This window comes from Schinkia azotoformans, from assembly GCF_035811335.1.
GTDB lineage: Bacteria > Bacillota > Bacilli > Bacillales > Bacillaceae_J > Schinkia > Schinkia azotoformans.
In genome coordinates this window covers 76,316-88,252 of the sequence record NZ_JARSMD010000026.1, presented here as the reverse complement: position 1 = coordinate 88,252, position 11,937 = coordinate 76,316, and the positions used below count along the sequence as shown (strand labels likewise).

Here is an 11,937-nt window from a genome sequence, read left to right as displayed (position 1 = left end):
AAGAGGTACCTTATATTTTTTTATTACCATTCTACTAATAAGAGTTCAATTGCTTTTTAATTACGTCTACGATATTGTCTATGGCTACTTCTATTGTTTCCCCAGACTTACGAAGTTTTAATTCTACGATGCCCTCTTCCGCTTTCTTACCAACCGTAATCCGAATTGGGAAACCAAATAGATCAGAGTCTGCAAATTTAACACCTGGGCGCTCATTACGATCATCATATAATACAGAAACCGATTCTCTGTTAAGCTTATTATAGATTTGGTCGGCCAGTTCTTTTTGAGCTTCTGTCTTCATATTAATTGGAATAAGATGAACTTCAAATGGTGTTACAGAAACAGGCCAAATGATGCCATTTTCATCATGATGCTGTTCAACGATGGCTGCTACTGTTCTTGAAACGCCGATGCCATAGCAGCCCATAATCATTGGCTGTGACTTTCCATTTTCATCAAGATAAGTCGCTTTCATTGACTCACTGTAAACCGTACCCAATTTAAAGACATGTCCAACTTCAATGCCTTCCGCAAACTGAATCGTTCCCTTTCCATCAGGTGAAGGGTCACCTTCTTGAATAAAGCGTAAATCAGCAATCTGACTTGGCTGAAAATCGCGGCCAATATTTACACCGGTATAATGGTAATCCGTTTCATTTGCACCACAGACACCGTTAACAACAGATTGAACAGCATAGTCTGCAATAATATCAACTTCTTCCGTTAACCCGATTGGCCCCACTGAACCAACTTCTGCTTTTAAAATATTTAATGTTTCTTCAGATGAAGCAAGTTCCACCGATTTTGCATCCAATAAATTTTTAACCTTTATGTCATTTACTTCATGGTCACCACGAACCACGACTAACACATATTTTTCATCTACTTTAAAGAGCAATGATTTTAAACATTTTTCTTTAGCGACATTTAAAAATCGTGAAATTTCCTCAATTGTTTTTTGATTTTTCGTTTCTATTTTTTCTAAAGTTGCTAATTCTTCATTAGATTTTTCATATTGAACGTGAACAGGTGCCATTTCGACATTAGCTGCAAAATCAGATTCATTAGAAAAGGCAATCGTATCCTCCCCAACATCTGTAAGCACCATAAACTCTTGTGAATTTTTTCCGCCTATCGCTCCAGAGTCAGCGATTACTGCTCTAAAGTTCAAACCACATCTTCTGAAAATATTAGAGTAGGCTTTTACCATGTCATTATAAGCCTCGTCCAAACTTTCTTTCGAAGAGTGGAATGAATAAGCATCCTTCATAATAAATTCCCGGCCTCTTAAAAGTCCAAACCGAGGCCGTGCCTCGTCACGGAATTTTGTTTGTATCTGATATAAGACAAGCGGAAGCTTTTTATATGAACTGATTTCGTCACGAACTAATGAAGTGATGACCTCTTCATGTGTAGGACCAAGGGCAAAATCACGGGCATGGCGATCTTTTATTCTCATTAATTCAGCACCATAATTATACCAGCGTCCTGTTTCTTGCCATAGTTCAGCAGGCTGCAACGTTGGCATTAACAATTCTGAGCCATTGATTGCATCCATTTCTTCCCGAACAATTTGTTCAACCTTTTGTAGTACTTTCTTTGCTAAAGGCAGGTAACTATACACACCAGAAGCAGTTTGACGCATAAATCCAGCTCTTAATAATAATTGATGGCTTTTTATATCCGCGTCAGCTGGTACATCTCGTAAAGTAGGAATAAGCATTTTACTTTGTTTCATTTTCAGCACCTCTTCATTATAACAGCAATTATTAAAATTATAGAACGAGCAAATTATAGGAAATTCAATTATAGAAAATACCTTTGAATATCATTCCAAGTAACTACCAACATTAACAGCATTAGTAGGGCAAAGCCGATAAAATGGACAATCCCTTCCTTTTGCGGATCGACTGGTTTTCCGCGCACAGCCTCAATGCCTATAAAGATAAGCCGACCTCCATCAAGTGCTGGAAGAGGCAATAAATTTACGATTCCGAGGTTAATGCTCAAGATAGATGCCCATCGCATTAAGTTGTAAATTCCTGTTTGGGCTACTTCATCTGTGAGACTGTATATACCAACAGGGCCAGATAAATCGTCAATTGAAAATTGGCCGACAATAAGCTGACTTAAGCCAACGAGTATTTGTTTTGTCCAAAAGTAGGTTTGTTCAAAACCGTAAGTAACGGAACCTAAAACTGACTTTTCAACAGATGGGTAGACGCCAATAAATCCAATTTTTTCACCATCTCTAACCTTTGGAGTAACGGGAATTTCCAATTGTTGACCACCGCGTTCGATTGAAAACAGCAGTTCCTGATCGCCATTTTGTTGGATAATTTTAACCATTTCCTCCCAATTTACGATTTCTTGGTTATCAATGGATAGCACTCTGTCCCCTTGTTTTAAACCAGACTCAATCGCAGAGCCATCGCTCGTTAACTCACCTAAAATTGGTTCTTTCACCGGTGTTCCAACTAGCGTACCTAAAATGACAAATAAGACTAATGCTAAAATGAAGTTCATCATCGGTCCTGCAAAAATTTGCATTGCCCTTTGCGGAACTGTTTTTGACGCAAATTGCCTATTATATGGAGCAATCTGCGTTTCTTGATCATCAACAACAAGCATAGCTCTTTCGTCAATTTGGAATGTTTGCAACCCGTCATCATCTTGTTCAAAACCAGAAATGGACAATTTATGTACAAGATCAATTTGTTCAACTTCTATTACTTTTGCATTCGGATATTTTGTTTTATTGTTTACAATTATTTTCGTAACTTTATCATTATGCCCGAAGACTAAACCGATATTATAGCCTGGTTTTATTTCTACTAATTCTGGATCTTCCCCAGCTACCCTGACAAATCCCCCTAGTGGTAATAATCGGATTGTATAAAGTGTTTCATTAGAGCGGAATGAAAATACCTTTGGTCCAAAGCCGATTGCAAATTCACGACAAAGCATTCCAGCGCGTTTTGCAAATACTAAATGCCCAAGTTCATGAAAAAAAACTAGCGCTCCAAAAATAATGATGAATGCAATTACCGTGTTCAAATGAAAAACCACCTTTTTTTTTAGTGTCCTACTTCAGATTAATGTATTTACAAATTTTCTTGTTTCCTGATCAACCGCTACGATTGTATCTAAATCAGGGTTCTTAATAGGAATATGTTGTTCAAGAGCCTTTTCAATGTACGCCTCGATATCCAAGAAACTGATTTGTCTATTTAGAAAAAGCTGTACAGCTTCTTCATTTGCTGCATTAAGTACAGTTGTCATTGTTCCGCCAACTTTTCCAGCATCATAGGCAAATTGTAAACAGCGGAATCTTTCTAGGTTGGCTTCTTCAAAATGAAGTTTTCCTACCTCAATTAAGTTTAACCTTTTGGAAAGAGGTAGTGCAAGTCTTACGGGATATGTTAAGGCATATTGGATAGGTACTCTCATATCGGGAGAACCAATTTGTGCAATCATACTAGTATCTTGGAATTCTACCAATGAATGAATAATACTTTCCCTATGTAGAACTACATCAATTTGTTCATAAGGCATGTCAAATAACCAGTGTGCCTCAATTACCTCCAAGCCCTTATTCATCATAGTTGCAGAATCAATGGTAATCTTAGCTCCCATCGACCAATTTGGATGGTTAAGAGCAGATTCTACTGTCACATCCTTCAGTTCTGACCGGGTTCGATCACGGAAACTTCCGCCAGAAGCTGTTAATATGATTCGTTCCAAAGCTTTTTTATCTTCACCATTCAAGCATTGAAAAATAGCAGAATGTTCACTGTCCACAGGCAATATGTGAACATTATGAGTTTTAGCTGCCCCCATTACAAGGTGACCAGCTGTGACTAAAGTTTCTTTATTGGCAATGGCCATCGTTTTTCCTGCTTCAATCGCCTTTAATGTAGGCTTTAAGCCCACGCTTCCCATAACAGCATTTACAACAACCTGTGATTCGACATTCGCTGCAACTTCAATTAATCCCTCATCACCATAAACAACTTTCACATTATCGGGAACCCTTGACTGTAAATATTCATAGCTTTCTTTATCGATAACTGAAACAACCTTTGGTATATATGTATGAATGATATCCAAACCCAATGTTAAATTTTTCCCAATTGAAATTGCTTCTAATGTAAATTGATCTGGATGCAGCTTGATCACATCTAATGTTTGCGTTCCAATGGATCCAGTTGCACCGAGTAAACTTATTTTTTTCATAGTTGCTCCCATCCTAAATGAACTGTAAAAAATGAAGTATCGGTAAAACAAAAAGAAGACTATCAAACCTGTCCAAAATTCCGCCATGACCAGGAAGGATATGACCTGAATCCTTTACTGTAAAATGTCTTTTTAAAGCAGATTCAACCAGGTCACCCATCTGACCAAAGAGGGAGGTAACAACCGTTACGACCAATACAAAAAGTAAAGAAGGATGCAACGGACTTACGATTTGAAAAATTAACCCTACCAATAGTGCAGACAAAACTCCGCCAACAAAGCCTGCTACCGTCTTATTCGGACTAATTTCAGGCCAAAGCTTTCTTTTCCCAAATGCTCTCCCAATAAAGTATGCGCCAGAGTCCGTTGCCCAAATGACAAATAATGCAAAAAAGACGTAGGATAACCCAGCCATTCTTGTTTCGATTAAATAATAAAATCCAACGCCAACGTATACAGTCGATAAAATGATGAATCCAGCATCATCAAATGTAAACTCATTTTTCGAAATGACGGTGTAGATCAACAGTAGCATTACAACAATAAGAGCCGCTTCAATTTTGGAAAAGTTGGCACCCACGCTTTCGATTAAAAATGAATGGGGAATTAACAATACCCATAGAAATATAAATCCGATTAAACCAGGTAATGATAACACCCGAATTTTTTTCATCCTTAATAATTCCTTCAAGGCAATTGTACCTAAAAGGTACACTAAAATAACAAATGGGGTTTCCCCAATAATAACCAGCGGTAAAAAAATGGCTGCTGCAATAATTGCTGTCAGTATTCTAGTTTTCATTTTAGTTCCTCACTTTTATTTAGACGCCACCAAACCTCCGGCCACGACGTTGATATTCTACGATCGCTTGATAAAAATTTTTTTCCTCAAAATCGGGCCATAATACTTCGGTAAACCAAAATTCGGCATATGCTAACTGCCACAGCATAAAATTACTTAGACGTACCTCTCCACTAGTCCGAATTAATAAATCCGGTTCAGCTAAGTCAGAGCTCATTAAATACTCCGAAAATAGCTCTTCATTAATATCATCGACGCTTAGTTTACCATTATTCGTATCTTTTATGATTTGCTTAATACCTTCAATTATTTCAAAGCGGCTTCCATAATTTAATGCAAAATTTAAAATTAACCCATCGTTTTCTTTTGTATCATTCATAGCTTTATTGATGGCCCGTAATGTATGGGCTGGTAATTGTTCTTTATTTCCCATAACACGCACTTGGACATTTTCTGCAACCAATTCAGGTAAGAATGATCCTAAAAATTCTTCAGGCAGTCTCATTAAATATTCAACTTCCGATTTCGGCCTTTTCCAATTTTCTGTCGAAAACGCGTAAAGAGTTAATGCTTTAACTCCAATTTCATTAGAAGCTTTAACTATTTTCCGAACTACTTTCATTCCTTCATGGTGACCGGCTATACGAGGGAGACCTCTTTTTTTTGCCCAACGGCCATTTCCATCCATAATGATAGCAATGTGACTAGGTACGGAAGAAAGATCAATATGTTCTTTGGAATAATTTGAAGCGCTGGCTTCTTTTTTTTTCTTTTTTAATGAGAACTTATCGAGCATTCGGATCCTCCACCTAAACTTTTTTTGAATTACGTCATAGTAAAAAAACCCCCTGATTGAATGATAAGAGGGTTTCTTTGTAAATAATATTGTATCGTGAATTGGTCTAAACTTCCATTATTTCTTTTTCTTTTTCTTTTGTAATATTATCAATTTCTTTTACATGGTTATCAGTTTCTTTTTGAACATCGTCAGAAAAACTACGAAGTTCATCTTCGGTAATCTGTCCATCTTTTTCTAACTTCTTCAAGTCATCATTGGCATCACGACGAACATTTCTAATAGCAATTTTTGCATCCTCTGCCATTGCCTTAATATCTTTAGCTAATGACTTGCGACGCTCCTCTGTTAACGCTGGAATTGCAATTCGAATAATGGTTCCGTCATTTGAAGGGTTAAGTCCTAGATCAGCCTTTAAAATTGCCTTTTCGATATCATTTAAAACTGATTTATCGTATGGTTGGATTACTAAAAGGCGTGCCTCTGGAACAGTAATAGAAGATAATTGATTTAGTGGTGTTGGTGCACCATAATAATTTACTGATACTCTGTCTAGTAGCGATGGGTTTGCTCTTCCTGCACGAACAGTAGCTAATTCACGTTTGAATGCTTGAATGGCTTTATTCATTTTTTCTTTAGTGTTTTTAATAACTGTTTGTCCCATTACTTATTTCCCCTTTACAATCGTTCCTATATTTTCGCCGTAAACTGCACGTTTAATATTTCCTTCTTCCATGATTGAGAATACGATTAATGGAATATTATTATCCATACATAACGATGATGCAGTAGAATCCATAACGGCTAATCCTTCTTTAATTACATCCAAATAAGAGAGAGTCTCATATTTAACTGCATTTTTATCAATAGTAGGGTCTGCACTATAGACACCATCAACATTATTCTTAGCCATTAAGATCACATCTGCCTCTATTTCGGCAGCTCGTAGTGCTGCAGTCGTATCCGTTGAAAAATAAGGATTTCCCGTACCAGCAGCAAAAATAACAACACGTTTCTTTTCTAAATGCCGGATCGCTTTTCTTCTAATGTACGGCTCTGCAACTTGACGCATTTCTATAGATGTTTGGACACGAGTTTGAATTCCCATGCTCTCTAAACTATCTTGAAGTGCTAAAGAATTCATACAAGTTGCAAGCATGCCCATGTAATCAGCCGTTGCGCGATCCATTCCCATTTCACTGCCTATTTTACCACGCCAAATATTCCCGCCGCCAACAACAACCGCTACTTCAACATCCATCTCAGCTATTTCCTTGACTTGCTTAGCAACGCTATTGATGACAGCTGGGTCAATCCCAAACCCTTTTTCACCTGCAAGGGCTTCACCACTTAATTTTAATACAACACGTCTATACTTCGGATTAGTCATGACTACCTCCAAGTTGAAAAATCGTTTCTTCCGTCTTTCTAAAAATAGGGAACACGATGTGTTCCCTACATAATTGCCATTATTTTTTGATTTGGTTCATTACTTCTTCTGCAAAGTTTTCTTGACGTTTTTCCATTCCTTCTCCTACTTCATAGCGAATGAATGATTTTACAGAAGCACCTTTAGATTGAACATATTTGCCAACTTTTTGATCTGGGTCTTTAACGAAAGCTTGATCTAGTAAGCAAATTTCTTCGAAGAATTTACCTAGACGGCCTTCAACCATTTTCTCAACGATGTTTGCAGGTTTGCCTTCGTTAAGGGCTTGCTGTGTTAAAACTTCACGCTCATGGTTTGATACTTCTGCAGGAACTTCATCACGTGTAATATAACGTGGGTTTACAGCAGCAATATGCATTGATACATCTTTTGCTACATCTGCATCATTAGTACCAGCTAGCACTGATAACACACCAATACGTCCTCCCATATGTAGGTAAACACCGAAAACATCGCTATCTTCTTTGTCAACCAATTGGAAGCGGCGTAATGAGATCTTCTCACCGATTTTTGCAATTGCAGCATTAATATGTTCCTCTAGAGCGGGACCATTTCCATTTAAGCTTTGAGTTAATGCTTCTTCAAGTGTAGCTGGTTGCTCGGATAATAAATGTTCACCAAGCTCTGACACTAATTGTTTGAAAGCATCATTTTTAGCAACGAAATCTGTTTCAGCGTTTACTTCTAAAATAACTGCTTTATTACCATTAGTTAATACTGAAGTTGTACCTTCAGCAGCAATACGGTCTGCTTTATTTGCAGCTTTAGCGATCCCTTTCTCACGAAGAAAGTCAATTGCTTTATCCATATCACCATTCGTTTCTGTAAGTGCTTTTTTACAATCAAGCATTCCAGCACCTGTTTTTTCACGTAGCTCTTTTACCATTTGTGCAGTAACTGCCATGTTGAATCCTCCTTAAGATTAGTTATGTATACCCATTTTATTTTGTGAATGTTTTTAAAAAGGTGATAAAAGGCATGTCCCTCTTATCACCTTTATAATTACTTCTATGTCCAGTTCCAGCACCCAGCGACTCCAAAAACGGGCACTTCCGCTTTTCTTATTATTCAGCAGGAGTTGCTACTTCTTCACCTTGTTTAGCTTCGATAATAGCATCAGCCATTTTTGCAGTTAAAAGCTTAACAGCGCGAATTGCATCATCGTTACCAGGAATTACATAATCGATTTCATCTGGATCACAGTTTGTATCAACAATTGCCACAATTGGAATGTTTAATTTGTGAGCTTCAGCAACTGCGATACGCTCTTTACGAGGGTCGATAATGAATAAGCAATCAGGGATCTGTTTCATTTCCTTAATTCCGCCTAAGAACTTCTCAAGACGCTCTAATTCTTTATTTAGGTTAACTACTTCTTTCTTTGGCAATACATCAAATGTTCCATCTTCACGCATTGTTTCAATTTCTTTAAGGCGTGCAATACGCTTTTGGATTGTTTCAAAGTTTGTTAAAGTACCACCTAACCAGCGTTGGTTAACGAAGTATTGTCCACTGCGTTCTGCTTCTTCCTTAACAGAATCTTGAGCTTGCTTTTTAGTACCTACAAAAAGAATTGTTCCACCATTTGCAGCTACTTCTTTCATGAAGTTGAAAGCTTCTTCAACTTTTTTAACTGTTTTTTGCAAGTCGATGATGTAGATGCCGTTACGCTCTGTGAAGATGTAACGCTTCATCTTAGGATTCCATCTGCGTGTTTGGTGTCCAAAATGTACACCAGCTTCTAATAATTGCTTCATTGAAATTACTGACATTCTTTTTTCCTCCTAAATGGTTTTATTTCCTCCGTTCGCATCATTTTAAAATATGACTGCATTTGCAGCACCTATATTTTAATCAACGGACGTGTGTATTTAACACCGAAAGTTACTATACCATACTGCACATCTCTAAATCAAGTCTTTTATCATTTTGACCCATTAAATTTAAGAATTAACTCTATTTCAGTTTTTCCTTTATTTAATTTTTGGGCAATTTCCTCTGCTTTAAAACCCTGCTCATGAAGTAAAACCACTTTGGAATTTAATGATTGCTCAAAACGATCTTGAGCAGAAGGCATTGGTGGTGTATATTCTTTTAGCTTCGGTTTTTCCTGAGTTTGATAAGGTTGTTGAGTCACTTTTTCACGTTTATTTATAGGTGGTTTTGATTTATCAATCAAATTCAACAACTTTTCATTTTCTTCTTTCATCTCCAGCAGGTACGACTGAAACAAATCTTCTATTTCTTTTTGTATTTCCGCTTGCCTTTTTTCTATTTCATTTGTACGTTTTAAACGCATCGATAATAAGAATATCCAAAAGAATGCGAAAACATGTAAGATAAAACTGATTGTAAGCATATATGGATACATTTTATCCCTCTATATCTATTAGATTTCCTTTATAGGGGTGATGTGCTTCAGCAGGATGCATTTGTTTGTTTTGCTTTTTTCTTTTATTTGTGACGTAAGCACCATTAGAATTTTGACCATCTTTTTGAAGTTTATTTTTTGTAGTTTCATCATATTTGTTTACTTGTTTTTGCTTTTCAAGATCTTCCTTTTGTTGTGCTGAAGCTAACTGATCTTGCACAAGTTGACCTTTTTGCTGTAATTGTTCTTGTATTTTCCCTAAATCCTGTGTTCTTGGAAGCGCAACCTGTAACTCTACAAGCTTTAAACTCATCTTCTCACTTCCTTCGTAAAGGATAATTACATGGACATGATTTTTCCTAATGAGGAGCGAAGTTTAAAAAGAGCCTTAGAATGGATTTGCGAAATTCTTGAAGTGGATAGACCTAAGACCTGTCCAATTTCAGTAAGTGTCAATTCTTCGTGATAAAATAAACTTACAACAAGTTGCTCTTTGTCATTTAGTTCGACAATCGCATCGGCAAGTTCATTGTATAGTTCCTCTTTTATCGTATGCTCCTCAGGGGTTAAACTGTTTTTATCACGAATGGAAAAGCTTAATCCCTCTTTCTCATCAGAGTCTTTATTGCTTTCATCAATGGATAAAATATTAGCGAAAAAACCTTCTGTAATCACATTATTTACTTCATCTTCAGTCATTTCAACTTCCGCTGCTATTTCTTCAACTGTAACATTTCGCATAAATCTTTGTTCTAATCGTTCGATGGTGGCTTCAATTTTTTTATTTTTCTCCCGCAAACTTCGAGGAAGCCAATCCTCCTTACGAAGACCATCCAAAATGGCACCTCTAATTCGAAAGGATGCATAAGTATCAAATTTCAAATCTCTAGAAAGATCAAATTTTTCAAGAGCATCATATAATCCCATTAGACCATAGCTTTTTACATCTTCTCTATTTACATTCTTAGGTAATCCTACAGAAATCCTTTGTACATGATAACTAACAAGAGGCATATATAGACGTATTAATGAATCACCAGCTTGAGGATCCTTATTATTGATCCACTTCTGCCATATCTGATCCTCATTGGAAGGTATTCTCGTCATGGTCATCCTCCTTCAAAGACGTTTCAACAATTCTGATAGTATTAAATATCTTTAACCCCTTGATTCACCGTTCTAATATTTAGCTTTCTTGTACTTGGGTTAAACTCAATTGTTCGCCCACTACTTCCCCCAACATCTTCAGCTATAATCGGGATACGAAAGCGTTGCAGTTCTTTTTTTACCGCTTCTACGTTACGAGGTCCTATTCTCATCATCTCATTTTGAGTAGAGAATTGAAACATCTGCGCCCCACCCGCTATTTTCGCCTTTAAATTAGTAACTCTCGCACCTATTTTAGTTAATCTGTTTATTAATTCCTCTATACCAGTATCTGCATACTTTGCAATATTTATAGAATCTGCTTTAGCTAAAGATGAATCAGGAAGCATAACATGTACAAGACCAGCAATCTCTTTTTGGGTATCATAAATAACTACTCCAACGCAAGACCCTAATCCTGATGTGCGAATAAGACTTGGCGATTGGACTACATTCATATCAGCGATCCCGACCTTAATAATGTTTACTGTGTCATTCATCAAGTGGTACTCCCAACGCACTGAATATTTTCTCAAATGATTCAGGATCTAACAAAAGGAAAAAATGCCCCTTAACACTATCTTTAATTTCTTCTTGTTCACTAACAGCTGTATCAATGACGATCACATAATCACTAACTTGAGAAACTTCCATTAATCCATAACTAAGAACCGCACCTACCATATCAATTCCTAATGCTGGCACTGTTGGGTATAGGTTTAGTTTTGTAAAGTCTGACAATGCAGATAAATAAGAGCCGGAAAGGATGTTTCCAAGTTCTTGCAGAGCAGAAACGGATAACTCAGGATAAGGTGGATTATCAAACGAGAAATTTTCTTCTCCTGTCATTAATTCTATATATTTTTCTGCCTGCTCTAATGGAAGCATAAAGTATATGCTCCCTGGTGCGTCACCCTCAATTCTAAGGAATATCGACGCAATAACATTTTCCGCTCCGCCAACCATATCCATCATTTCATCAAAAGATACAATTCTTACATTAGGAACGGTCATATCAACCCGTTTCCCTAATATTTTTGAGAGCGCGGTGGCGGCATTGCCGGCACCGATATTTCCGACCTCTCTTAGAATATCTAAATGGTGACCTTTAATTTGTTCAATAAAAGACATAG

At 37.0% G+C, this 11,937-nt stretch carries 14 protein-coding genes; all 14 read right to left on the bottom strand.

Annotated elements, in window-relative coordinates; translation table 11 throughout:
* Positions 1 to 34: 34 nt before the first annotated feature.
* Positions 35 to 1,741 carry a proline--tRNA ligase gene (locus P9E47_RS16380; protein ID WP_326164047.1) on the bottom strand — a complete coding sequence of 569 codons (1,707 nt, stop codon included), beginning with the start codon at positions 1,739 to 1,741 and terminating at the stop codon, positions 35 to 37.
* Between the two features lie 68 nt (positions 1,742 to 1,809).
* Positions 1,810 to 3,060: an RIP metalloprotease RseP gene (rseP, locus tag P9E47_RS16375; RefSeq protein ID WP_003332577.1), complete on the bottom strand. Its 1,251-nt coding sequence runs from the start codon at positions 3,058 to 3,060 to the stop codon at positions 1,810 to 1,812.
* A gap of 33 nt (positions 3,061 to 3,093) precedes the next feature.
* Positions 3,094 to 4,239, bottom strand: a complete 1,146-nt coding sequence (locus P9E47_RS16370) for a 1-deoxy-D-xylulose-5-phosphate reductoisomerase (protein WP_003332576.1) — start codon at positions 4,237 to 4,239, stop codon at positions 3,094 to 3,096.
* Positions 4,240 to 4,252: 13 nt separating this feature from the next.
* Entirely contained in the window at positions 4,253 to 5,041 is a 789-nt protein-coding gene (locus P9E47_RS16365) for a phosphatidate cytidylyltransferase (RefSeq protein WP_003332575.1), read from the bottom strand.
* Between the two features lie 19 nt (positions 5,042 to 5,060).
* Complete coding sequence (locus tag P9E47_RS16360) at positions 5,061 to 5,837, bottom strand: isoprenyl transferase (protein ID WP_003332574.1); 777 nt, start codon at positions 5,835 to 5,837, stop codon at positions 5,061 to 5,063.
* A gap of 106 nt (positions 5,838 to 5,943) precedes the next feature.
* A complete protein-coding gene (gene frr, locus P9E47_RS16355; RefSeq protein ID WP_326164046.1) occupies positions 5,944 to 6,501 on the bottom strand; it encodes a ribosome recycling factor in 558 nt (185 codons plus the stop codon).
* Between the two features lie 3 nt (positions 6,502 to 6,504).
* Positions 6,505 to 7,227 (bottom strand): UMP kinase, encoded by a 723-nt coding sequence (gene pyrH, locus P9E47_RS16350; RefSeq protein WP_326164045.1) that lies wholly within the window; start codon positions 7,225 to 7,227, stop codon positions 6,505 to 6,507.
* 79 nt (positions 7,228 to 7,306) lie between these two features.
* On the bottom strand, positions 7,307 to 8,191 hold the full coding sequence (tsf, locus tag P9E47_RS16345) for a translation elongation factor Ts (RefSeq protein WP_003332570.1): 885 nt from the start codon (positions 8,189 to 8,191) through the stop codon (positions 7,307 to 7,309).
* A gap of 160 nt (positions 8,192 to 8,351) precedes the next feature.
* Positions 8,352 to 9,059, bottom strand: coding sequence for a 30S ribosomal protein S2 (gene rpsB / locus P9E47_RS16340; RefSeq protein ID WP_003332569.1), 708 nt, complete (start codon positions 9,057 to 9,059; stop codon positions 8,352 to 8,354).
* Positions 9,060 to 9,211: 152 nt separating this feature from the next.
* Positions 9,212 to 9,586 carry a DUF6115 domain-containing protein gene (locus P9E47_RS16335; protein ID WP_326164043.1) on the bottom strand — a complete coding sequence of 125 codons (375 nt, stop codon included), beginning with the start codon at positions 9,584 to 9,586 and terminating at the stop codon, positions 9,212 to 9,214.
* 73 nt (positions 9,587 to 9,659) lie between these two features.
* Complete coding sequence (locus P9E47_RS16330) at positions 9,660 to 9,971, bottom strand: hypothetical protein (protein WP_003332567.1); 312 nt, start codon at positions 9,969 to 9,971, stop codon at positions 9,660 to 9,662.
* A 26-nt stretch (positions 9,972 to 9,997) separates the two neighbouring features.
* Positions 9,998 to 10,765 carry a FliA/WhiG family RNA polymerase sigma factor gene (locus tag P9E47_RS16325; RefSeq protein WP_003332566.1) on the bottom strand — a complete coding sequence of 256 codons (768 nt, stop codon included), beginning with the start codon at positions 10,763 to 10,765 and terminating at the stop codon, positions 9,998 to 10,000.
* Between the two features lie 41 nt (positions 10,766 to 10,806).
* Positions 10,807 to 11,304: a chemotaxis protein CheD gene (locus P9E47_RS16320; RefSeq protein WP_003332565.1), complete on the bottom strand. Its 498-nt coding sequence runs from the start codon at positions 11,302 to 11,304 to the stop codon at positions 10,807 to 10,809.
* Positions 11,297 to 11,935, bottom strand: coding sequence for a chemotaxis protein CheC (locus P9E47_RS16315; RefSeq protein WP_003332564.1), 639 nt, complete (start codon positions 11,933 to 11,935; stop codon positions 11,297 to 11,299). Before P9E47_RS16315 ends, P9E47_RS16320 begins: the two co-directional genes overlap by 8 nt.
* Positions 11,936 to 11,937 lie beyond the last annotated feature (2 nt).